This window comes from Humitalea rosea (assembly GCF_003253705.1).
Lineage (GTDB): Bacteria > Pseudomonadota > Alphaproteobacteria > Acetobacterales > Acetobacteraceae > Humitalea > Humitalea rosea.
Genome location: NZ_QKYU01000015.1, coordinates 110,797 through 132,923, shown reverse-complemented (window position 1 = coordinate 132,923; position 22,127 = coordinate 110,797). Strand labels below are relative to the sequence as shown.

19 protein-coding genes are annotated in these 22,127 nt (G+C 71.4%); 6 read left to right on the top strand and 13 right to left on the bottom strand.

What is annotated here, in order from left to right; translation table 11 throughout:
* Positions 1-16 precede the first annotated feature (16 nt).
* The 3 genes from C8P66_RS14240 to C8P66_RS14230 are packed head-to-tail and all read left to right on the top strand — an operon-like array spanning position 17 to position 2,648.
* Entirely contained in the window at positions 17-979 is a 963-nt protein-coding gene (locus C8P66_RS14240; protein ID WP_158537250.1) for a Bug family tripartite tricarboxylate transporter substrate binding protein, read from the top strand.
* 11 nt (positions 980-990) lie between these two features.
* On the top strand, positions 991-1,959 hold the full coding sequence (locus C8P66_RS14235) for a Bug family tripartite tricarboxylate transporter substrate binding protein (RefSeq protein WP_245903531.1): 969 nt from the start codon (positions 991-993) through the stop codon (positions 1,957-1,959).
* A gap of 14 nt (positions 1,960-1,973) precedes the next feature.
* The gene (locus C8P66_RS14230) at positions 1,974-2,648 is read left to right on the top strand and encodes an RraA family protein (protein WP_111398931.1); all 675 of its coding nucleotides are present in this window, start codon (positions 1,974-1,976) and stop codon (positions 2,646-2,648) included.
* Positions 2,649-2,716: 68 nt separating this feature from the next.
* On the opposite strand, the gene C8P66_RS14225 is transcribed toward C8P66_RS14230, so the two are convergent.
* The 12 genes from C8P66_RS14225 to C8P66_RS14170 form a co-directional block, all read right to left on the bottom strand.
* Positions 2,717-3,865 carry a phosphoserine transaminase gene (locus tag C8P66_RS14225; RefSeq protein ID WP_111398930.1) on the bottom strand — a complete coding sequence of 383 codons (1,149 nt, stop codon included), beginning with the start codon at positions 3,863-3,865 and terminating at the stop codon, positions 2,717-2,719.
* Between the two features lie 21 nt (positions 3,866-3,886).
* Positions 3,887-4,720 carry a PhzF family phenazine biosynthesis protein gene (locus C8P66_RS14220; RefSeq protein WP_111398929.1) on the bottom strand — a complete coding sequence of 278 codons (834 nt, stop codon included), beginning with the start codon at positions 4,718-4,720 and terminating at the stop codon, positions 3,887-3,889.
* Positions 4,720-5,526: a bifunctional hydroxymethylpyrimidine kinase/phosphomethylpyrimidine kinase gene (gene thiD, locus C8P66_RS14215; RefSeq protein ID WP_111398957.1), complete on the bottom strand. Its 807-nt coding sequence runs from the start codon at positions 5,524-5,526 to the stop codon at positions 4,720-4,722. The genes C8P66_RS14220 and thiD overlap by 1 nt, the downstream gene beginning before the upstream one ends.
* Positions 5,527-5,540: 14 nt before the next feature.
* Positions 5,541-6,911, bottom strand: coding sequence for a phosphoglucosamine mutase (gene glmM / locus C8P66_RS14210; RefSeq protein WP_111398928.1), 1,371 nt, complete (start codon positions 6,909-6,911; stop codon positions 5,541-5,543).
* Positions 6,912-6,980: 69 nt separating this feature from the next.
* A complete protein-coding gene (folP, locus tag C8P66_RS14205; protein WP_111398927.1) occupies positions 6,981-8,003 on the bottom strand; it encodes a dihydropteroate synthase in 1,023 nt (340 codons plus the stop codon).
* Positions 8,004-8,041: 38 nt separating this feature from the next.
* On the bottom strand, positions 8,042-9,979 hold the full coding sequence (gene ftsH, locus C8P66_RS14200; protein WP_111398926.1) for an ATP-dependent zinc metalloprotease FtsH: 1,938 nt from the start codon (positions 9,977-9,979) through the stop codon (positions 8,042-8,044).
* Between the two features lie 96 nt (positions 9,980-10,075).
* Positions 10,076-11,254, bottom strand: coding sequence for a tRNA lysidine(34) synthetase TilS (gene tilS, locus C8P66_RS14195; protein ID WP_111398925.1), 1,179 nt, complete (start codon positions 11,252-11,254; stop codon positions 10,076-10,078).
* Complete coding sequence (locus tag C8P66_RS14190) at positions 11,251-12,495, bottom strand: M20/M25/M40 family metallo-hydrolase (RefSeq protein ID WP_111398924.1); 1,245 nt, start codon at positions 12,493-12,495, stop codon at positions 11,251-11,253. Before C8P66_RS14190 ends, tilS begins: the two co-directional genes overlap by 4 nt.
* On the bottom strand, positions 12,492-13,664 hold the full coding sequence (locus C8P66_RS14185; protein ID WP_111398923.1) for a CaiB/BaiF CoA transferase family protein: 1,173 nt from the start codon (positions 13,662-13,664) through the stop codon (positions 12,492-12,494). Before C8P66_RS14185 ends, C8P66_RS14190 begins: the two co-directional genes overlap by 4 nt.
* Positions 13,661-14,620, bottom strand: a complete 960-nt coding sequence (locus C8P66_RS14180) for a Bug family tripartite tricarboxylate transporter substrate binding protein (protein WP_111398922.1) — start codon at positions 14,618-14,620, stop codon at positions 13,661-13,663. The genes C8P66_RS14185 and C8P66_RS14180 overlap by 4 nt, the downstream gene beginning before the upstream one ends.
* On the bottom strand, positions 14,617-15,594 hold the full coding sequence (locus C8P66_RS14175; protein ID WP_111398921.1) for a hydroxymethylglutaryl-CoA lyase: 978 nt from the start codon (positions 15,592-15,594) through the stop codon (positions 14,617-14,619). Before C8P66_RS14175 ends, C8P66_RS14180 begins: the two co-directional genes overlap by 4 nt.
* A gap of 46 nt (positions 15,595-15,640) precedes the next feature.
* Positions 15,641-17,152 carry a M81 family metallopeptidase gene (locus C8P66_RS14170; RefSeq protein WP_245903530.1) on the bottom strand — a complete coding sequence of 504 codons (1,512 nt, stop codon included), beginning with the start codon at positions 17,150-17,152 and terminating at the stop codon, positions 15,641-15,643.
* Between the two features lie 177 nt (positions 17,153-17,329).
* Here C8P66_RS14170 and argE point away from each other — a divergent pair, with 177 nt between their 5' ends.
* The 3 genes from argE to C8P66_RS14155 are packed head-to-tail and all read left to right on the top strand — an operon-like array spanning position 17,330 to position 20,711.
* On the top strand, positions 17,330-18,490 hold the full coding sequence (gene argE, locus C8P66_RS14165; protein ID WP_245903528.1) for an acetylornithine deacetylase: 1,161 nt from the start codon (positions 17,330-17,332) through the stop codon (positions 18,488-18,490).
* A gap of 1 nt (position 18,491) precedes the next feature.
* Positions 18,492-19,463 carry a M14 family metallopeptidase gene (locus tag C8P66_RS14160; RefSeq protein ID WP_111398918.1) on the top strand — a complete coding sequence of 324 codons (972 nt, stop codon included), beginning with the start codon at positions 18,492-18,494 and terminating at the stop codon, positions 19,461-19,463.
* 33 nt (positions 19,464-19,496) lie between these two features.
* Positions 19,497-20,711 (top strand): polyhydroxyalkanoate depolymerase, encoded by a 1,215-nt coding sequence (locus C8P66_RS14155; protein ID WP_111398917.1) that lies wholly within the window; start codon positions 19,497-19,499, stop codon positions 20,709-20,711.
* On the opposite strand, the gene C8P66_RS14150 is transcribed toward C8P66_RS14155, so the two are convergent.
* Complete coding sequence (locus C8P66_RS14150) at positions 20,672-22,099, bottom strand: NAD(P)-binding domain-containing protein (RefSeq protein WP_111398916.1); 1,428 nt, start codon at positions 22,097-22,099, stop codon at positions 20,672-20,674. The genes C8P66_RS14155 and C8P66_RS14150 overlap by 40 nt on opposite strands.
* Positions 22,100-22,127: the final 28 nt, after the last annotated feature.

Below are 22,127 nucleotides of genomic sequence, written 5' to 3'. Positions count from 1 at the left end.
GCGATGGAGGATACCCATGCTGCAACGCCGAACCCTGGCCCTGCTTGGGCTGGCTTCGACCATGGCGGCCCCGCGCATCGCGCGCGCCGCCTGGCCCGAACGGCCCATCCAGATCCTGTGCCCGGGCCCGGCCGGCGGCGGCATGGACACCTATGCCCGCGCCCTCGTCCCCTTCGTGGCGCCCAGGCTCGGCAATGCGACCATGGTCATCGTCAACCGGCCCAGCGCCTCCGGCCAGCTCGCCTTCGAGGGCGTCGCTTTGGCCGATCCCGATGGCTACACCATCGGCGTGGCGCAGACGCCCAACCTCGTCACCTTGCCGATCGAGCGCCAGGTGCGTTACCGGGTGCAGGATCTCACCTTCATCGCCAATGTCGTCGATGATCCGGGTGGGCTCTTCGTGCGCGCCGCCTCGCCCTATCGCAGCCTTGGGGATCTGGTCGCCGATGCGAAGCGGCGGCCGGGGGAGGTCACCATCGGCAGCGCCGGCATCGGCACCGACGACCATCTGCTGATCCTGGCCTTGCAGGCGGCGACCGGCACCGAGTTCAGCCATATCCCCTATTCCGGCACGCCGCCGATCGTCTCGGGCGTGCTGTCGGGCGATCTTGCCGCCGGCTCCTTCAATGTCAGCGAGGGCATCGGCCTCGCGCGGCAGGGCAGCCTGCGTCTGCTGGGGCAGGCCAGCGAGCAGCGGCTGGAGATGGCGCCGGATGCGCCCACCTTCCGCGAGCAGGGCATCGACATGGTGGCGGGCTCGACCCGCGGCGTGATCGGCCCGCCCGGCATGCCGGCCGCCTTGCGCGACCGCTTCCGCACCGCCTTCGCCGAGGCGCTGGCCGATCCCGCCTGGTTGCAGGAGGCGGCGCGGCTGTCCCTGCCGCTGCGGGTGATGAGCGGGGAGGAGCAGCAGCGCGTCTTCCTTGAGGATGACCGCAAGCTGCGCGCGTTGTGGCAGCGCCGCCCCTGGCGCGAATAGGAGGCAACACCATGCATATCTCTCGGCGTGCGCTGACCCTGGCGGCCCTTGGCGCCGCCGCGCGCCCGGCATCGGCGCAATCCTGGCCGACCCGGCCGATCCGCATGATCGTCCCCTTCGCACCCGGCGGTGCGACCGACGTGCTGGCCCGGATCATCGGCGCCCGGCTGCAGACCGAGCTTGGCCAGCCCGTGGTGATCGAGAACCGCGCCGGCGCCTCGGGCATCATCGGCAGCGAGGCCGCGGCCCGCGCCGCGCCGGATGGCTACACCATCATCATGGCCTCGATCACCACCCATGCCGTCAACGTGCCGATGTACGGCGCGCGGCTGAGCTACGATCCGGTCAAGGATTTCGCCCCGATCGCCCGCGTCTCCACCGGCTACAACGTGCTGGTGGTGAACCCGGCCGTGCCGGCGCAGAACGTCGCCGAGTTGATCGCGCTGGCCAAGGCACGGCCGGGGGCACTCGCCTATGGCCATGGCGGCAACGGCACCTCCAGCCATCTGGCCGGGGAGATGTTCAAGGCCCAGGCGGGCATCGACGTGTTGCAGGTGCCCTTCCGCAGCACCTCGCCGGCGACGACGGCGCTGATCTCCAACGAGATCCAGATGATGTTCGACACCTCGACCTCGGCGCTGCCGCAGGCGCGGCAGGGCACGGTGCGGCTGCTCGCGACCTGCGCGCCGAGCCGGAGGCCCTCGATGCCCGATGTGCCGGCGGTGGCCGAGACGCTGCCCGGCTTCGAGATGGGGACCTGGAGCGGCGTCTTCGCGCCCGCCGGCACGCCTGCGGCCATCGTCGCCCGGCTCGACACCGCGTTGCGCGTGGCGTTGCGGGACCCCGATCTGCTGGCGCGCTTCGATACCCTCGGCAACGAGCCCTTCTATGCCGGGCCTGAGGAATTCGCGGCCTACGTCCGGTCCGAGATCGTCACTTGGACCAATTTCGTGCGCAGCGCGAACATCACCGCCAATTAAGCAGGAGCCAGCCCATGACCGTCGGATTCCGGATCAGATCCAACTTCACCCGCGTCGATGCGGCGCTCGCGCGGCGCGCGGCGGCGGTGCCCGCGGCGAATATCGGCGATGTGGTCAATCGCATGCAGGCGATGCGCGGCGGCTTCCTCGCCTATGGCGGCCGCAAGACCTTCGCCGGCCCCGCCTTCACCGTGCGTGCGCGGGCCGGCGACAACCTGATGCTGCATGAGGCGCTGGACCTGGCGCAGCCGGGCGATGTGATCGTCTGCGATGCCGGCGGCGACATGGGCACCGCGATCATGGGCGACATCATGGGCCGCTACGCCGAGAGCCTGGGCATCGGCGCGATCATCGTCGATGGCGCGATCCGCGATGTCGCGGGGCTGGCCAAGCTCGACCTCGGCGTATGGGCGCGCGGCGCCACGCCGGCCGGCCCCTACAAGGATGGCCCGGGCGAGATCGGCTATCCGGTGTCCTGCGGCGGGCTCGTGGTGATGCCGGGCGATCTGATCGCGGCGGATGAGGATGGCGTCGTGGTGATCCCGCGCGAGGATGCCGAGGCCGCGGTCATCGCGGCCGAGGCGCATTCGCTGAAGGAGGCGGAGATGATGCAGGCGATCGACGAGCGGCGCTCGGATCGTAGCTGGGTGGGGGCGATCCTGGTGGGGCGGAGCGTGACGCGGGTGTGAAAAGGGCAGGAGGGCGTCGCCCTCCCGCACCCTCCCACCAGGGAACTGAGAGTTCCCTGGACCCTCCGCTAAGCGGCTTTGGTGAGGGCCCAGTCCAGCCAGGGTAGGAGGGCGGCGATGTCCGTAGTCTCCACCGTGGCGCCGCCCCAGATGCGCAGGCTGGGCGGGGCGTCGCGATAGCCGGCGATGTCATAGGCGACGTGTTCCGCCTCCAGTAGCGCCGCCATCCGCTTGATGACGCCCGCCTGGGCCTCGGGCATCAGCGCCCGGAACCCCGGGGTGGTGGGGGCGATGCAGATCGAGGTCGGCGAGATCGAGGCCAGGGGCGTCCTCGCCAAAAAACCGAAACCGGAGCCGGGCGCGGCGATCCAGGCGGCGATGGTGGCGAGATTGGCCTCCGACCGCGCCACCAGCCCGGGCACGCCACCCACCGCCTCGGCCCAGCGCAAGCCGTCCAGCGCATCCTCGACGCAGAGCATCGAAGGCGTGTTGATGGTGTCGCCCGCGAAAATGCCCTCGATCAGCTTGGCCCCGCTGGTCAGCCGGAAAATCTTCGGCAGCGGCCAGGCGGGGGTGTGGGTGGTCAGCCGTTCGACCGCGCGGGGCGAGAGCGCCAGCATCCCATGCGCCGCCTCGCCGCCCAGAACCTTCTGCCAGGACCAGGTGACGACATCCAAGCGGTCCCAGGGCAGCGCCATGGCGAAGGCGGCCGAGGTCGCGTCGCAGATCGCGAGCCCCTCGCGGTCCGGTGCGATCCAGTCGCCATTCGGGATGCGCACGCCGCTGGTGGTGCCGTTCCAGGGGAAGACGACATCATGCGCCCAATCGACGGCGGCGAGGTCGGGCAGTTCGCCATAGGCGCAGGCGAAGCGGCGAGCCGGCAGGCGCAGATGCTTCAGGATATCGGCGGCCCAGGTCTCGCCGAAGGATTCGAAGGCCACGACATCGACCGGGCGCGGCCCGAGCAGGCTCCATAGCGCCATCTCGACCGCCCCGGTGTCCGAGGCCGGCACGATCCCGAGCCGCCAGCCCTCCGGCATCCCCAGCACGGCCTTGGAGCGCTCGATCACCTCGGCCAGCCGCGCGCGGGCGGGGGCGGCGCGATGGCTGCGGCCGAGCATCGCCGTATCCAGCCCGGCCAGCGACCAGCCCGGCCGCTTGGCGCAGGGGCCGGAGGAGAAGCAGGGATTGGCGGGGCGGGAAAGGGGCTTGGGCATGGCGAGCGGGTTAGCCCCGGCTCAGAAGGGCAGCAAGACCTCACCCTTGGCATAGAGCACGGCACTCCCCGCCATGCGCAGCCGCGGCCCGTCCAGCTCGCACCACAGCGTGCCGCCGCGAGAGCTGACCTGGCGGCAGACGAGGCTGCTCTTGCCGAGGCGTGCCGCCCAGAACGGCACAAGCTGGGTATGGGCGGTGCCGGTGACCGGGTCCTCGGCGGTGCCGGCCTTGATCGCGAAATAGCGCGAGGCGGTGTCGAAGCCGGGCTCTCCCGGTGCCGTCGCGATCACCCGGGCGAGGCCGGGGGCGGGCAGGGGCTTGCCCTCCGGCGTCACCCCGCCATCGGGCAGGGCTGCGATGGCGGCATGGTCGGGGCGCAGCGCCCGCACGGTGGCGGCATCGGGGTAGAGCGCCAGCCAGTCCCGCGCCTTCCAGACCTCCAGCGGCTCGGGGCCGCCGAGGGCCGCCGCAAGGCCGGGCGGCGGCACCGCGCGGACCGGCGGGTTGGCGGGAAAGTCGAGCACATAGCGCCCGTCCTCCCGCGCCACCCGCAATTCGCCGGAGAGGGTGCGGAAGGCGAAGGGAGCGGTCTCGCCGAGCATCTCGGCCAGCACGAAGGCGGTGGCGAGGGTGGCATGGCCGCACATCTCGACCTCGACCGCCGAGGTGAACCAGCGCAAATGCCACCCCGCCCCCTCCCGCATCACGAAGGCGGTTTCGGAGAGGTTATGCTCGGCCGCCATCGCCTGCATGACCGCATCGGCCAGCGGTTCGGCCAGCGGCACGACGGCGGCGGGATTGCCCTCGAAGGCACGGGTCGCGAAGGCATCGACCACGTAGTAGGGCAGGCGCATCAGAACAGGCTCCCCGGGTCCATCGTGATCGTGTGGTCGAGCGGCCCATGTCCGCCGCCAAACCCCGGCGCCGCGGCGATCGCCGCCAGCACATAGGCGCGCGCCCGGATCACCGCCGCCCGCAGCGGCATCCCCTGGGCCAGCCCAGCCGCCACCGCCGAGGCGAGGGTGCAGCCGGTGCCATGGGTATTGGTCGAGTCGATGCGGGCGCTCTCGAAGCTTTCGATGCCCTCCCGCGTGGCCAGCAGATCGACCACCACCGGCCCCGCCATATGCCCGCCCTTGAGCAGCACCGCCGGCACGCCCAGCGCCAGCAGGCGCCCGGCCGCCACCGCCATCGCGGCGCGGTCGGGGATGGCCATGCCGGCCAGAACCTCGGCCTCGGGGATGTTCGGGGTCAGCACGGCGGCATGGGGCAGCAGCCGGGCGGTGAGGGTCGCGACCGCCTCGGCCGCCAGCAGCGGATGCCCGCCCTTGGCGACCATCACCGGATCGACCACCACGGGGATGCCGCGGGCATCGGTGTCCAGCTCGTCGCAGACCGCCTCGATCGTGGCGGCATCGGCCAGCATGCCGGTCTTGATCGCATCCGCGCCGATGTCGCGCAGCACCATGCGCATCTGCAGGCGGATAAAATCCGGCGGCACGCCGATCACCCCCTGCACGCCATGCGTGTCCTGCGCCGTCAGCGCGGTGATGGCGGTGGCGGCATAGGCGCCCAGGGCGGTGCAGGTCTTGATATCGGCCTGGATGCCGGCGCCGCCGCCGCTGTCCGATCCGGCGCAGATCAGCACCCGGCCGCGCAGCCGGTGCGGCGCCCTCACGCGGCGGGCTCGGGCACCGCGGCGCGGGCGCGGATGGTGGCGGCCAGTTCCTCGACGGTGGCCTCGACCATGGCCTCGTCCTCGGCCTCGGCCATCACGCGGATTACGGGCTCGGTGCCGCTGGCGCGGATCAGCACGCGGCCTCGGCTGCCCAGGCGCTCCTCGGCGGCGGCGATGGCGGCCTTGACCACGGGATCGGCGAGCGGCGATCCCCCGGAGTGGCGCACGTTCACCAGGCGCTGCGGCAGCGGCTCGAACCGGCGGCAGGTCTCGCTGGCCGGGCGGCCGTCCTCGGCCAGCACGGCCAGGACCTGGAGGGCCGCGACCAGCCCATCCCCGGTGGTGCCGAAATCGGAGAGGATCAGATGCCCGGACTGCTCGCCGCCGACATTGCAGCCGTCCTCGCGCATCCGCTCGCTGACGTAGCGATCGCCGACGCGGGTCCGCTTCAGCCCGATGTTCTCGGCCGCGAGGTAGCGTTCCAGCCCAAGGTTGCTCATCACCGTCGCGACCACGGCGCCGCCGGTAAGACGCCCCTGCTTCGCCCAGGACTGCCCGACGAGGGCCAGGATCTGGTCGCCATCGACGATCTGCCCCTTCTCATCGGCCAGCACCAGCCGGTCCGCATCCCCATCCAGCGCGATACCGAGATCGGCGCGGCGCTCGATCACCATCTCCGCGAGGCGCCGGGGGGCGGTGCTGCCGCAATCCTTGTTGATGTTGAAGCCATCGGGCGCGGTGCCGACCGCCACAACCTCCGCCCCCAGCTCCCACAGCACGGTGGGGGCGACCTTGTAGGCGGCGCCATGGGCGCAATCGACCACGATGCGCATCTTCTCCAGGCTCAGGCGCTTGGGGAAGGAGGCCTTGGCGGCCTCGATATAGCGGCCCGGCGCGTCATCCAGCCGGCTCGCCCGGCCGAGGCGGGAGGCGGACACCAGCGCGCAGGTGAGGTCCGAGCCCATCAGCGCCTCGATCCCGGCCTCCTGCTCATCGGTCAGCTTCAGCCCATCGGGGCCGAAGAGCTTGATCCCATTGTCCTCGAAGGGATTGTGGGAGGCGGAGATCATCACCCCCAGATCCGCCCGCAGCGACCGGGTGAGCAGTGCTATCGCCGGCGTCGGCAGCGGGCCGACCAGCACCACATCCATCCCCGCGCCCACGAACCCAGCCGTCAGCGCCGGTTCCAGCATGTAGCCGGAGAGCCGCGTGTCCTTGCCGATCACCACCCGATGGCGATGGGTGCCGCGGTTGAAGAAGCGCCCGGCGGCCTGCCCGAGGGTCAAGGCGGTGGCGGCATCCATGGGCGCGCGATTGGCGACGCCGCGAATGCCATCGGTGCCGAACAGGCGGCGGGTGGTCTGCATGACGCGGCTCCCTTTCTGGGGTTGGAGTCCTACGCCGTGCGGGGCGCCATCGTCCATGGGCAGGGCGGTTCAGGCCAGGCCGGGATCGCCTCCGGCCGCGCAGGCCCGCCATACCGCCAGCGCCTGTGCCGTCTCCGCCACATCATGCACCCGCAGGATGGAGGCCCCCCTTGCCGCCGCCGCCAGCGCCGCGCCCACGCTGCCGGGGCCACGCCGCCCGGCCTCGTCCTGGCCCGAAAGGGTGCCGATGAAGCGCTTGCGGCTGGCGCCCACCAGCACGGCGCAGCCGAGCCCCAGCAGCAGCGGCAGCCGGTCCAGGATCGCGAGGTTATGCGCGGCGGTCTTGCCGAAGCCGATGCCGGGGTCGATGGCGATGCGGGCGCGGGGGATGCCCGCCGCCTCCGCCGCCGCGATCCGGCCGGCGAGGTATTCCGCGACCTCCAGCGCCGGGTCCTCGTAGCGGGCGGCCGCCTGCATGCTGCGCGGATCGGTGGTGGGCATATGCATCAGCACCACGGGGGCGCGCGCCTCGGCCACCACCCGCCGGGCCTCCGGGTCATGCCGCAGCGCGGTCACGTCATTGATGATCTCGGCCCCGGCCTCCAGCGCCAGCGCCATGGTGGCGGCATTGCGGGTGTCGATGCTGAGCGTGCCGGCGGTGGCCAAGGCCCGGACCACCGGCAGGATGCGGCGGCACTCCTCGGCTGCGGTGACGGGGTCCGCGCCGGGGCGGGTGCTTTCCCCGCCGATGTCGAGCAGGTCCGCACCGGCCGCCAGCATGGCATGCCCGGCCGCGATCGCCGCCGCATGCGAGGCATGCAGCCCGCCATCGGAGAAGCTGTCGGGGGTGACATTGACGATGCCCATGACCAGCGGGCGGCAGGGGGTGGCGGCGAGGCCCGCGAAGGGGGCGGGTGCCTCGGCCAGCCGATCGACGGCGGCGAGCCAGTCGGCGGGCGCCTCGGTCGCGGCCAGTATGCCGAGCACGGCGCCGTTCTCGATCAGCCGGATCAGGGAGAAGGCGGCGGGGCCACCTGCCAGGGGCAGCGCGCGCCCCGCGCCGACAGCGGCAAAGGCCGCCGGGCCATCCATCAGGCCCAGCGGTTCAACCCATCGCAAAAGCGCGGCGCTCAGGTGCCGGGTTGCGGCGAGGGGTTCAGCCCGCCCGGGGTCGGGCGCGGCGTGGTGGTCGGGCGGCCGCTGCTCGGCACGCTGCCGCGACCCTGGTTGATCGGCTCGTCGGGGCGGCTGCGCACCACCGGCTCGCCCCGCATCACCGTGCGGATCTCGTCGCCCGAGAGCGTCTCATGCTCCAGCAACCCCTTGGCGATGGCGTGCAGCTCATCGACATTGGCTTCCAGGGTCGCCTTGGCATGGGCATAGGCGTGGTCGATGATCCGGCGGATTTCCTTGTCGATCGCCTGGGCGGTCGCCTCCGACAGGTTCTTCGACTGGGTGACGGAATGGCCGAGGAAGACCTCCTGGCTGTCCGCGCCATAGGCGATCATGCCCAGCGCATCCGACATGCCCCATTCGGCCACCATCATGCGCGCCTGGTTGGTCGCCATCTTGATGTCGCCCGAGGCGCCGTTGCTGACCTTGTCCGAGCCGAAGATGATCTCCTCCGCCGCCCGCCCGCCCATCGCCATGGCGAGTTCCGCCAGCAGCTTGGACTTGTGCTTGGAGTAGCGGTCACCTTCCGGCAGCGACATCACGAGGCCGAGAGCGCGGCCACGGGGGATGATGGTCGCCTTGTGGACCGGGTCGCATTCCGGCTCCTTCATCGCCATCAGCGCGTGGCCGGCCTCGTGATAGGCGGTCATGCGCTTCTCGCCCTCGGACATCACGAGCGAGCGGCGCTCGCTGCCCATCATCACCTTGTCCTTGGCGAATTCGAACTCGTGCATGCCGACGGTGCGGCGGCCGGTGCGGGCGGCGAGCAGGGCGGCCTCGTTGACCAGATTGGCCAGATCGGCACCGGAAAACCCCGGGGTGCCGCGCGCGATGACCTTGGGATCGACGTCCGAGGCCAGCGGCACCTTGCGCATATGCACGCGGAGGATCTTCTCGCGGCCGTTCACATCCGGGTTCGGCACCATGACCTGACGGTCGAAGCGGCCGGGACGCAGCAGCGCGGGGTCCAGCACGTCCGGCCGGTTGGTCGCCGCGATCAGGATGACGCCTTCGTTGGATTCGAAGCCGTCCATCTCGACCAGCATCTGGTTGAGGGTCTGCTCGCGCTCGTCATTGCCGCCGCCGAGGCCGGCGCCACGATGGCGGCCGACCGCGTCGATCTCATCGATGAAGATGATGCAGGGGGCGTTCTTCTTGCCCTGTTCGAACATGTCGCGCACGCGGCTGGCGCCGACGCCCACGAACATCTCGACGAAGTCCGAACCCGAAATGGTGAAGAAGGGCACATTCGCCTCGCCGGCGATGGCGCGGGCGAGCAGCGTCTTGCCGGTGCCCGGCGGGCCGATCAGCAGCACGCCCTTGGGGATCTTGCCGCCCAGGCGCTGGAATTTCTGGGGGTCCTTGAGGAATTCGACGATTTCCTCAAGCTCGGCCTTGGCTTCGTCGATGCCGGCCACGTCCTCGAAGGTGATGCGGCCTTCCTTCTGGGTCAGCAGCTTGGCCTTGGACTTGCCAAACCCCATGGCGCGGCCGCCGCCGCCCTGCATCTGGCGCATGAAGAAGATCCAGACGCCGATCAGCAGCAGCATCGGGAACCAGGACAGCAGATAATGGATCAGCGGGTTGCCGTCGGCATCTTCCGGACGGGCGACGACGCGCACGTTCTTCTCGGTCAGGCGGGAGACGAGGCTGGGGTCTTCGGGCGAATAGGTGCTGAAGGTGCGGCCATCGGACAGCTGACCGGTCAGCGTGCGGCCCTGGATGGTGACGTCGCGGACATGGCCGGCGTTCACCTCATTCACGAAATCGCTATAGGCGACCTGCTGCCCCGCGCGGGTGGGGCCGGTCGAGGCCGGTTGAAAAAGGTTGAACAGCGCCACCAGCAACAGGGCCACGATGACCCACAATGCAAGGTTCCGGCCGAAATTGTTCACCGCGCGTTTCCCGTGAAAGGCCGGCAGAAAGGCCGGCGTATGCGAACATAGGGTGTCTTGGGCCCCGCATGAACCCTAGATTGATGCAACGCCACGTTACGACGCGGCACCCCCCTGTGGCTGGAAGATGGTGTGGGCGGCGGCGGAAGACGACTCCCCCCCCAGGAAGATACAGGGTAGCCCCGCGCGGACCACGGCCGGCAGCCCTTCGGGCCAGCCCTCCGCGGCCGGGCCAGCGCCCGCGGGGCCGATTCGGGCGCCCTCCGGCAGAGGCCGGGTGACCCGCCAGCGCGCGTCCCAGACCACGCCCTGCGTGGCGGCGATCGGGGGGGACAGCGCCGCCGGTTCCCGCGCCAACACCCCGGCCGAGGTCAGGATCGCCCCGCCCAGGGCGCCATGGCCGCGCGCCAGCAAGGCGGCGACGCCCGCCGCCGGGGCCGGGTAGGGGCCGCCCGAGACCACCCGCAGCGCCGCCGTCAGCGCGGCGACGGCAATGCCATCCCGCCCCAGCGCCGCGCGATCCAGCCGCAGCCAGCCCTCGGGGCGGAAGGCGGCGGCCTCGGCCAGCCGGGTGGCGACGGCGGCGCGCGCCCGGTCCCGGCGCAGGCCCCAGGCAGAGGCGGCTTCGGCCAGGGCCTCGGCGCCGGGGCCATCCGGGTCCAGCACCGCGCGCAGCCGGCCACGGAGGAAGCGCGGATCGGCATTGCTCGCATCCCGCACCGGCGAAAGCTCGGCCTCGGCGCAGATCGCCTCCAGCGCCGAGGGCGCCATGCCGAGCAGCGGCCGCAGCAGCAGCGCCCCGGGCGCGGCGCGCGCGGTGGCCATGCCCGCCAGCCCGTCCGGGCCGCTGCCGCGCAGGGCGCGGAAGGCGAGGGTCTCGGCCTGGTCGCCGCGATGATGGCCGAGCAGCAGCCAGGGCGCCCCCGCCGCCTCGGCCGCGCCGAGCAGGGCCGCGAGCCGCGCCGCCCGCGCCCGGTCATGCAGCGCCGTCCCGGGGGCGAGGCGCAGGGGCAGGATGCGATGGGCGATGCCGCGCCCGGCCAGTAGGGCCGCGACGCCCGCGGCCTCGGCGGCACTTTCGGCGCGCAGCCCATGATCGGCGATCAGCGCGAGGAGGCGCCCGCCGCGCGGGCGGAGCCAATCCTCGGCCAGCAGGACCAGCGCCAGGCTATGCGGCCCGCCCGAGACGCCCAGCGCCAGCAGCGGCTCGGCGCCGAACGGCCCCAGCCGCGCCATCGCCCCGGAAAATTCCCGGCGCGCGGCGGCGGCGGTCACCGCAGCAGGTCGAAGGCCGTCAGCGCATGGACCCGCATGACGGCGGCCAGCTCCTCGACCAGCACGTATTCATCGGCACCGCCCATGTTGAAGGGGGTGGGGCCATAGACGGCGGTGGGCAGCCCCTCCATGCGGAACCAGCGGGCATCGCTGCCACCGACACGCATGTTCACCGCGACCGGGGCGTCCAACACCTCCTCGGCCACGCGATGCAGGGTCGCGATCAGCGGCTGGTCGGGGTTGGTGTGGTTGGGTTCGAATGTCCGGGTGGCGCGCCAGATGATGCCGGGCAGCGAGTCCAGCGCCTCGGCCAGCGCCGCCCCCAGCGCCTCACCCGAGACGCCCACAGGCAGGCGGATATCGGCGGCGGCGCGGGCAAAGGCCGGCACCAGGTTGGGCGCCTGCCCGCCGGAGATTTGGCCGATGTTCACGGTGACGCTGCCCAGCACCTCGGCCTCCCCGGCGCCGCAGAGCGGTTCGCTGATGGCTTGTGAGGCCGCGATGGCGGCGGTGACGGCGGCGGGGGCGGCGACCGGCAGGCGGCGGAGGGCGCGCAGCGCGTCCAACGCGACCGAGAGGCGGTCCAGCGCATTCTCGCCCAGATGCACATGCGCGCCATGGGCGGCGCGGCCGGTGGCCTCGATCTCCACCCACCAAAAGCCTTTCTCGCCGAAGCGCAGCACGCTGGGGCTGCCGGCATCGCCGATGATCACGGCATCGCCCCGGGCATGGGGGATATTGTCCAGCAGCCAGCGGGTGCCGAGCACCCCCATGCTCTCCTCATCGCCGGCCAGGGTCAGCACCGCCTCGCCGTTCCAATCGGCGCGGTGTTCGGCCAGCAGCGCGAGTGCGAGGATCGAGGCCGCGATGCCGCCCTTCATATCCGCCGCGCCACGGCCATAGAGCCGCCCGTCGCGCACCACCCCACCCAGCGGCGGCACCGTCCAGGGCAGCGCCTCGTTGACCGGATAGGTGTCCAGATGGCCGTTGAACACGACCCGCTTGCCGGCGCCCGCGCCATGCACCCGCGCCACGAGGTTGGTCACATCGGGCGAGGTCGGGTGCAGGGTCAGCTCCACCCCCGGCACCAAGGCGGAGATCAGCGCGGCCGCGCCCTCGGCCGCGGCGCGCACATCGCCGGGCGGGTTGGGGGAGGGGATGGCGATCAGCGTCCGGGCGACCTCGACCACCTGGGGGGCGCGGGCGAAAGCGGCGGCGGCGAAGCGGTCTCTGGGTGTCATGCCCTATCTTGGCGCGGCGGGGCCTCGCTGTGCACTCCCAGCCCGGCGAGGATTTCCTCGCTGTGTTGGCCGAGGGCCGGCGCCGGGCCAGAGATCGGGGGGCGCTCGCCGTCGAAGGAGAGCGGCATCGCGACCAGGGTCACATCGCTGCCCGGCACCGGGGTGAGCATCCCCAAGGCGGCGGTCTGCGGATCGGCGGCCAGTTCCTGGATGGTGTTGATCGGCGCGCAGGGCACGCCGGCTGCTTCCAGCAGCGCCAGCCAATCGGTGCGGGGCCGGGTCGCGATCACCGCGCCGATCAGCGGCAGCAGCACGGCCTGGTGCGCCAGCCGGTCGCGGTTGGTGAGGAAGCGCGCATCCTCGGCCCAGCCGGGCTGGCCGAGCGCGGCGCAGAACTTGCGATACAGCCGGTCATTGCCGCAGCAGACCAGCAGCGGGGCGTCGGCCGCATCGAAGGCCTCATAGGGCACGAAATTCGGATGCCCGCTGGCATGGCGCTGCGGCGGCTTGCCCTGGTTGACCCAGGCCGAGAGTTTTTGCCCCGCCCAGAGGGTCGCCGTCTCATACAGGCTGGTGTTGATGATCGCCCCGCGCCCGGTGCGCTCGCGCTCGGCCAGGGCCGAGAGCGCGCCGATCACCGTCCACATGCCGGTGCCCTGGTCCACCACGCTGGCGCCCATCCGCACCGGCGGCCCGTCCGGCGCGCCGGTGATGGAGGAGAGGCCGCAATAGGCCTGCAACAGCGGCTCATACCCCGGCCGCCCGGCCAGCGGCCCGACATGGCCGAAGGCACCCATCTCGCAATAGATCAGGCGGGGGTGCCGGGCGGTGACCGCCGGCGCCCCGATCCCGAGGCTCTCGGCCGCACCGGGGCGCATGTTGTGCAGCAGGATGTCGGTGGTCTCCAGGATGGCATGCAGCGCCGCGACGCCCTCCGGCGCCTTCAGGTCCAGCACCACGCTGCGCTTGCCGCGGTTGAACTCCCAGAAATTCAGCGCGTCGCTGCCCCGGAAGGCCGGGCCCATGCGGCGGGCGTCGTCGCCCCCCTCGGGTTTCTCCACCTTGATCACATCGGCCCCGAGATCGCCCAGGATGGCGGCGGCGAAGGGGCCGGAGAGGACCTGGCCGATCTCCACCACCCGCAGCCCCGCAAGTGGTCGGGCGCTCATTCGACGGCGATCCCGGCCTTGGCGACCACATCCCGCCAGCGCGCGATATCGGCGACGACGAAGCGCCCGAAATCCGCCGCCCCCATGCCGAGGCCGGTATTGGCCTCCTGCGCATAGCGTTCCTGGATCGCCGGCTCGGCATTGATCTCCATCAGCAGCGCCGACATCCGCTGCACGATGGCATCCGGCGTCCCGGCGGGGGCGAAGATGCCGTTCCAGGTCAGCATCTCATACTCCGGCAGCCCGGCCGCCTCGATCACCGTCGGCAGCTCCGGCAGGATGCCGATCCGCGTCCGCGAGGACACCGCCAGCGCCCGCACCCGCCCCGCCCGCACCTGCGGCAGCGCCGTGGTGGTGTCGAGGAACATCGCCTGGGCATTGCCGGCGATGACATCGGTCAGCCCCTGCGGATTGGCGCGATAGGCGACGAGGTTCATCGGCACGTCCGCCATGGTACGGAACATCTCGGCCGCGACGCGGGAGGAGGCGCTGCCCCAGGCCACATCCAGCCCGCCCTGCCGCGCCCGCGACGCGGCGGTGAACTCGGCCATGCTGTGGATCGGCAAATCCTTGTTCACCACCACCAGCAGCACCCCGGTGCCGAGCAGCGCCACCGGCTCGAAATCCTTGATCGGATCATAGGGCAGGGTGCGGAACAGCGCCGGGTTGCTGGCATGGGTGGTATTGGCGGTGAAGAGGAAGGTCTGCCCATCCGGCCGTGCGCGGGCGACCGCCTCGGAGGCCAGGAAGCCATTGGCGCCACCCTTGTTCTCCACCACCACCGGCTGGCCGAGGCGGCGCGACAGCGGCTCGGCGAAGACGCGTGCCCGCAGGTCGGTCGCACTGCCGGCGGCGAAGGGGATGACGAAGCGGATCGGGCGGGACGGCCAGGTCTCCTGCGCCAGCGCCGGGGTGGCGAGCAGGGGCAAAGCGAGGGCAGCGCGGCGAGAGATCATTGGGCGGCCTCCTGGACGATGGCGCGATAGGCGTTGAGGGAACCGGCCTTCATCAGCCGCCCGTTCAGCGGCCGGCCGATGATGCGTTCGGCCAGGCGCGCGCAGTCGATCAGCGCATCCAGATCCACCCCGGTCTCGATCCCCAGCTCCTCGCAGAGAAAGACCAGATCCTCGGTGCAGACATTGCCCGCCGCCCGGCTGTCGCCGTGCCCCGCGAAGGGGCAGCCGCCGAGGCCCGCGACCGAGCCGTCGAACAGCGACACGCCCATCTCCAGCGCCGCGAGCACATTGGCGAGGCCGAGGCCCCGTGTGTCATGCAGATGCAGCCCGAGCAGGGTCTCGTCCGGCAGCACCTCGCGCACCGCGCCCACCAGGCGCCGCACCTGGTCCGGATTGCCCCAGCCCATGGTGTCGGCGAGGTAGAACTTCGGCAGGATCTTTCCACGGCTCGCGCAAAGCTCGACCGCGCCCTTGGCCATCCGCACCACCTTCGCCGGCGCGATCGGCCCCTCGCGGTTGCAGCCGAAGGCGGCCATGACCATCGCCGCCTCCACCTCGATCCCGAACTGGTCGTAGAGGTCCATCCAGGCGTATTGCCGCTCCAGCATCTCCTCCGCGCCGCAGCCGTTGTTCTGCCGGGCGAAGGCGTCCGAGGCGTAGAGGCTGATCCGCCCCGACAAATCCACGTTGGGGCAGGCGCGGGCGCGGTGGAAGCCGGCCTCGTTCAGCCAGAGCCCGCTGTAATGCACCCCCGGCTTCTTGCGGAGGGCGGCGAAGAAGGCCTCGCTATCGGCCATCTGCGGCACGCGCTTGGGGCTGACGAAGCTCGCGACCTGGATATGGGTCAGCCCGGTTTCGGCCAGCGCCTCCACCAGCCGCACGCGATCCTCCAGCGGGAAGATCTGCGGTTCGATCTGGAAGCCCTCACGCGGGCCTTCCTCGCGGATGAATACTTTCTTTGGCCTGTCGGACATTGGCTGGTTCTCCCAACCAATACGGTCGGAGCAACCGTTGTCTGTGTCAACCGTTCCAGACGGTTTCCGGGTCGAGCGGCCAGACCGGGCGGGGCAGGCGGCGGAAGGCGAAATTCGCCAGGATCGGGCTGGTCAGTCCGGGGGCATCCACCTCGAAGATCCGCTCGGGGTCGAAGAACTCGTCGAAGCCGGCGCGGAAATGCCCGCGGCTCTTCACCACCACGCAGCGCGCCTGCCCGATGTCGATGCCGAACATCTCCAGCATGCGCGGCTCGTAAAGCTGCCGCCGCAGGCTGCCGACGACGACCTGCAAACCGGAGCCTTCCAATTGCAGCAGCGCCGAGGGCCCGAGCGAGAACTCCCGCCCCGCGCAGGTGCCGCGCCGCCCGGTGCCATTGCCATCGGACAGCACCATGACCCGCGCCGGGGCGGAGAAGGTTTTGCCGAACTCATCCGGCACGCGGTTGAACACGGCGGGGGCGAGAAGCGCGCCGACGCCCGCGGCATGCGCCTCGGCCGCCAGCGCCGGATCGACGAAGACGCCGAGCACCACGCCCTGTGCGCCCGCCTCATGCAAGGCGCGCAGGAGCCAGGCGGTGTTGCCGCGCCCGCCGCCGCCCGGATTGTCGCCCGCGTCCGCGAGGCAGACCGGCGGATGCTCGCCGCGCCCGGCCTTCACCGCCAGCGCCTGCGCCTCCGGCACCGAGAGCAGGCTTCGGGTGTGGCGTCCCCGTTCCACCCAGGCGCGGGTCGCGAGGCGCGTGGCGACGCCGCGGGCGCTGGAGCGATCGCGCGCGGTCACGGTCACGCAGATCCCGCATTTCGGCAGGTCGGAATAGACGAAGCCGCCGGTGACCGAGGCATTCACCGCCTCGCCCGAGGCCATCGCCGCCTCCGCATCGCGGATCAGATCCGCATAGGGGCCGTGGTCCGTCAGCAGCGTCACGGTCGGCGGCGTCATCGGCAGGCGGATGAAGGAAATCGAATAGCGCTCCCCGGCCAGCATCCGCCGCATCAGCCCCGCGGCCTCGGCGGCGCGGTCGGCCATGTCCACATGCGGGTTGGTGCGGTAGCCGATGAAGGCGTTGACGCTGGCCACCAGCCGCTCGCTGACGTTGCAATGCAGGTCATGCGTCACGACGATCGGCACCTCGGGGCCGACCAGCGCGCGGATCATCGCGGCGATGGTGCCGTCGCTGTCTTCATCGCCGACGGCGCTGCTGGCGCCATGGCTGCACAGATAGACGCCGTCCAGCGGCAAGGCGGCGGCGAGGCCGCTGCGCATGGTGTCCAGGAACTCATGGAACAGCGCCTGGTCGATCGGCCCGCCCGGCGGGGCGGAGGCGATGAGGATCGGCACCGGCGTCCAATCGCCGCTGGCATCCATCGCGCCATAGAACCCCGGCAGTTCGGCGGGCAAATGGCTGCTGGGGGCGCGGGCCAAAGTGGAGATGCGCGGGCCGGCCTCAAGGCAGGCTTGCTCGAAATCCTCGCGCCGGGTGACCGGTGCGAAGGCATTGGCCTCCAGATGCAGGCCCAGGATCGCAATGCGTGGCATGGTCAGTCGCTTCCCCATGGATGGACGCGCCCTCGCGCCCCCGGCAGGATGCCCCTGCGCCCTGCTTGTCCGGGCCACCTCGGCCCGATCCAGCCTCGCGCAGATACGAAGATTCAGCCCGGGAGTCACGATCCAGCCCGGCAGGTTACAGGACCATTTACGCCACCGGAGAAACGAATGCCCGACACCGCAGCGGCGATCGCCCTCTTGGACCGTTTGGTCGGCTTCGACACCACGAGCCGCGTGACCAACCTGCCCTTGATCGGCTTCGTGCAGGAGTTTCTGCGCGGCTATGGGGTGGAGCCGCGCGTCCAACATGATCCCGCCACCGGCAAGGCCAATCTGCACGCCATCATCGGCCCGCGCATCGCAGGCGGCACGGCCCTTTCCGGACACGTCGATTGCGTGCCGGTCGATGGCCAGGCCTGGCTGGCCGATCCCTTCACCCTGCGTGCCGAGGACGGAAAACTGATCGGTCGCGGCACCACCGACATGAAGGGGTTCTGCGCCTGCGCCCTGGCCGCGGTGCCGGGCTTCGTCGCGGCCGGCCTGGCACGGCCGGTGCACCTGCTGTTCACCTTCGACGAGGAGACGACCTTCGCCGGCGCGCGGCTGCTCGCGCCGACCCTGGGCGAGGCCGCGCCACCGCCCGCCTCGGTGATCGTCGGCGAGCCCACCGGCATGGCGCCGATGCCGGGCCACAAGGGGTTAAAGACCTGGAATGCCTCGGTCAGCGGCGTCACTGGCCATTCCTCCCGCACGCATGAGACCGCCAATGCCTTGCAGGCGGCGGCCGAGGCGGTGGCCTGGCTCTCACGCGAACACCGCCGGCTGGTGGCCGAGGGCGCGCGCGATGCGCATTACGCGCCGCCGCATACATCGGTGCATGTCGGCACCTTCCACGCCGGCAGCATCCTGAACATCGTGCCCGACCACGCGGACTTCGTATTCGAGACGCGCTGGCTCGCCTCCGATCCGCCGGAGCAGATGCTGGCGCGCCTCAACGCCTTCTGCGAGGCCGAGGTGCTGCCGAGCCTGCGCGCCGTCGATCCGAGTATCCGCTTCACCTTCGCCGAACGCTGCATCGCCGCCGGGCTGGATCTGCCCGAGGGCCATTGGCTGATCGCGGAGACCGAGGCGCTCGCGGGCCGGCCCGCCGGCGCCCGCGCCGCCTATGGCACCGAGGCCGGGACCTACCAGCAGGCCGGCGTGCCCGCCATCGTCTGCGGCCCCGGCCACATCGCCCAGGCGCATCAGCCGGAGGAGTGGATCGCGGTCGAACAGCTTTCGGCCTGCATGGACATGATGGCGCGCCTCACCACCCGGCTTGCGGCGTGACATGAGCGGGGGGGTCCCCGATCTCACCGTGCGGGTGCCGATCCCCGATCTGCGCGCCTGGCTGGCGGGGAGCGAGTTGCCGGGCGTCACCAGCTTCCAGGCGCAGGCGCCGGGGCCGCATGTCGCCCTCTGCGCGCTGATGCATGGCAATGAGATCGCGGGCGCCATCGTGCTGGACCGGCTGCTGCGCCAGGGGCTGCGGCCGCGCCGGGGGCGGCTGTCCTTCATCTTCGGCAATATCCTGGCCTATGGCCGCTTCGACCCCATGGACCCGACCGCCAGCCGCTTCGTCGAGGAAGACCTGAACCGGGTCTGGGACCTGGAGACGCTGGAAGGGCCGCGCCGCAGCGCGGAGCTGCGCCGGGCGCGGGAATTGCGCCCCTTCCTCGATACCGTGGATCTGCTGCTGGACCTGCATTCCATGCTCTGGCCCTCCGAGCCGCTGATCCTGGCCGGGGCGACGGCCAAGGGGCGGGAGTTGGCCCGCGCCATCGGGGTGCCGCCCCTGGTCGTCACCGATTCCGGGCATGCCGCGGGCAAGCGCCTGCTGGATTACGGCCGCTTCGGCCGCGCCGAGGACCCGGCGGCGGCGGTGCTGGTGGAGGGCGGGCCGCATTGGGCCGCCGAGACCATCGCCACGCTGACCGCCGCCACCGCGCGATTCCTGCGCCTGTCCGGGGTGGTGGAGGAGGCCCTGCTGCCGCCCGACCCGGTGCTGACCCTGCCGCGCTTCGCCTCCGTCACCCGCACGATCACGGCGGCGAGCGACAGCTTCGCCTTCCTCGGCCCGGTGCGCGGGGGGGATGTGGTGCCGCGGCGCAACACCTTGATCGCGCTGGATGGGGAGGAGGAAATCCGCACCCCGCATGATGATTGCCTGCTGGTGATGCCCTCGCCGCGGGTCACGGCGGGGCAGACCGCGGTGCGGCTCGCGCGGCTGGAACCGCCGCAGGCCGTCCAAGGAACCGCTTGACGACATCAATCAAGCGGCGCGAGGGTCCGCGCCATGTATTCCCTGTATCAGGCTCAGGCCGACTTCATCGCCCCTTTCCGGACCATGGCGCGCAGCACCGCGGATATGCTGACCTCCTGGGACTCCGGACGACCTGAAACCTGGGCCTTGCGGCGGACGGCCGCCGCCCTCGACCTGTTCGGCCGCATGGCGGCGAGCCATGCGCGCCCGCCCTTCGGCATTTTCGAGGTCGAGATCGGCGGCGAGAGGGTGCCGGTGCGGGAGGAGGCGGCCTATGCGACGCCCTTCGGCACGCTGCTGCATTTCGCCAAGGACACGGTGCCGGGGCAGTCCAAGGTGCTGATCGCCGCCCCGATGTCCGGCCATTTCGCCACACTTCTGCGCGAGACGGTGCGGACCACGCTGGTGGACCACGACGTCTACGTCACCGATTGGCACAACGCCCGCGACATCGACCCCAAGGACGGTCGTTTCGGCTTCGATGAATACACCGCCCATATCATCCGCTTCCTGGAGGAGATGGGGCCCGGTTCGCATGTGCTGGCCGTCTGCCAGCCGGCGGTGGCGGTGCTGGCCGCCTGCGCGCTGATGGGCGAGGAGGACAATCCCGCGACGCCGCTGAGCGCCGTGCTGATGGCAGGCCCGATCGACACCCGCATCAGCCCGACCCAGGTGAATGTGCTGGCGCAGTCCAAGCCGATGTCCTGGTTCGAGCGGCATCTGATCTCGACCGTGCCCTGGCGCCTGCCGGGCGGCGGGCGGCGGGTCTATCCCGGCACGACGCAGTTGACCGCCTTCCTGTCGATGAACCCCGACCGCCACATCAACGCCCATCGTGACCAGTTCCGGCATCTGGTGGACGGCAACGCCGATGAGGCCGCGGCGCACCGCAAATTCTACGACGAATATCTGGCGGTGATGGACCTGCCGGCGGAGTTCTTCCTGGAAACCGTGCAGCGCGTGTTCCAGGACCACGACCTGCCCGAGGGCCGCATGATGTGGCGCGACCGCCTGGTGCGCCCGGGCGAGATCCGCCGCACCGCGATGATGACGGTCGAAGGCGAGCGCGACGACATCTGCGCCATCGGCCAGACCAGTGCCGCGCTCGACCTCTGCACCGCTTTGCCGGCCAAGCGGAAGCACCATCATTTGCAGATGGGCGTCGGGCATTACGGCGTCTTCGCCGGCCGCCGCTGGAACAGCCAGATCTACCCGGCGGTGCGGGACTTCATGGCCGCGGCCGAATAGGCGAGCGCTTCGGCCGGCACCTCGTCGCCCAGCAGTTCAGGATCGGCATAGGCGCGCAGGGCCGCGAGGTGCTGGGCCGCATCCTCCTGGAACAGCGAGGCCGCCATCGCCTCCGCCAGCCGCCGCGCGCCGTCCCCGACCGCGGGGATGTCGCCGCTGATCAGCCCGAGGCTCGCGATGGCGCCGATGCTGAAGGCATGGACATGCGCGAGCCAGGGCGCCGTGCCGGGCGCGCGCGGTTCGAATTCGAAGCCGTGGCCGAGATAGGGATAGGCCGCGAATTCGCCGAGATCGCCCGCCCGCACATCGCCCCAGCGCCGCACCAGCCCCGCGATCCCCGCCAGTTCCGGCCGCAACGCGAGATCCACGGCGAAGCCGGTGCCGAGGATCAGCATGGCGACCCGCAGGGTTTCGCCGGGCAGGCGCAGGGTCACGCCCTCCGCATCCTCCGTTGCCGCCAGCACCGGGGTTGCCAGATGCAGCCGGAAGCCGGGCTGGCGCGCGAGGCGCAGCAGGGATTCGCGGGGGGGTGCCACCGCGCCCTCGCCGGCGGCGCGCAGGATCTCCAGCCGCGTCGCGTCGTCGAGCCCCGGCAGCCCGTGGGTGTAGCCGGCATGGACCATGGATTTGAAGCGGTTCAGCACCGGCAGGGCAGGGCGGCGGACCAGCATGTGGACCTCGGCCGCGCCCTGCTCCAGCGCGGTCGCGGCATTGTCCACGGCCGAGGCGCTGGCGCCGATCACCGCCACACGCTTGCCGGCCAATGCGGCGAACTCCACCGTCTCGGCGCTGTGGCGGATGCGCGGGCCGCGGGGCTGCGGCACCCAATCGGGAATGCGCGGCCCGCCGAGCCCGTCCCGCCCGGTGGCCAGCACGAGGCGGCGGGTGAGCAGCCTGCCCTCGGTATCCGTCTCGACCGCGATCAGCCCATCCGGGCCGGGGCGGATGCCGCGCATCGCGATGCCGTTCGTCACCGGCAGATCGAGCACGCGGCGGAACCAGACGAGGTAGTCCATCCACATCCCGCGCGGGATCTTGCCGAGCGCGTCCCACCCCGCCTCGCCATGCTGGGCGGTGTACCAGGCGCGGAAGGTCAGGCTCGGCAGGTCCTGCGCCGGGCCGACCAGATGCTTCGGCGAGCGCAAGGTGAGCATGCGGGCATAGGTGATCCAGGGGCCCTCCTGCCCGGCCGGGGCCGCATCCAGCACGCGATGGTGGCGGATGCCGAGGCGGGTGAGGGCGAGGCTCGCGGTCAGCCCCAGCATCCCGCCGCCGATGATGAGCGCATCGGTGATTTCGGCGCCGCGCGGCGGCACCCAATTCGCGGCGGGTTGGTTCAACGCGACGAGGTCCTGCCGCAACTGGGCCTCAAGGGCGGGTAGGGACAAGCCGGATCTCCTGAAGCGTCGCGCTGAC

Coding starts and splice junctions, on each gene's coding strand:
- C8P66_RS14240 (WP_158537250.1), top strand. CDS start 17: ATGCTGCAACGCCGAACCCTGGCCCTGCTTGGGCTGGCTTCGACCATG.
- C8P66_RS14235 (WP_245903531.1), top strand. CDS start 991: ATGCATATCTCTCGGCGTGCGCTGACCCTGGCGGCCCTTGGCGCCGCC.
- C8P66_RS14230 (WP_111398931.1), top strand. CDS start 1,974: ATGACCGTCGGATTCCGGATCAGATCCAACTTCACCCGCGTCGATGCG.
- C8P66_RS14225 (WP_111398930.1), bottom strand. CDS start 3,865: ATGCCCAAGCCCCTTTCCCGCCCCGCCAATCCCTGCTTCTCCTCCGGC.
- C8P66_RS14220 (WP_111398929.1), bottom strand. CDS start 4,720: ATGCGCCTGCCCTACTACGTGGTCGATGCCTTCGCGACCCGTGCCTTC.
- glmM (WP_111398928.1), bottom strand. CDS start 6,911: ATGCAGACCACCCGCCGCCTGTTCGGCACCGATGGCATTCGCGGCGTC.
- folP (WP_111398927.1), bottom strand. CDS start 8,003: ATGGATGGCCCGGCGGCCTTTGCCGCTGTCGGCGCGGGGCGCGCGCTG.
- C8P66_RS14190 (WP_111398924.1), bottom strand. CDS start 12,495: ATGACACCCAGAGACCGCTTCGCCGCCGCCGCTTTCGCCCGCGCCCCC.
- C8P66_RS14185 (WP_111398923.1), bottom strand. CDS start 13,664: ATGAGCGCCCGACCACTTGCGGGGCTGCGGGTGGTGGAGATCGGCCAG.
- C8P66_RS14180 (WP_111398922.1), bottom strand. CDS start 14,620: ATGATCTCTCGCCGCGCTGCCCTCGCTTTGCCCCTGCTCGCCACCCCG.
- C8P66_RS14175 (WP_111398921.1), bottom strand. CDS start 15,594: ATGTCCGACAGGCCAAAGAAAGTATTCATCCGCGAGGAAGGCCCGCGT.
- C8P66_RS14170 (WP_245903530.1), bottom strand. CDS start 17,152: ATGCCACGCATTGCGATCCTGGGCCTGCATCTGGAGGCCAATGCCTTC.
- argE (WP_245903528.1), top strand. CDS start 17,330: ATGCCCGACACCGCAGCGGCGATCGCCCTCTTGGACCGTTTGGTCGGC.
- C8P66_RS14160 (WP_111398918.1), top strand. CDS start 18,492: ATGAGCGGGGGGGTCCCCGATCTCACCGTGCGGGTGCCGATCCCCGAT.
- C8P66_RS14155 (WP_111398917.1), top strand. CDS start 19,497: ATGTATTCCCTGTATCAGGCTCAGGCCGACTTCATCGCCCCTTTCCGG.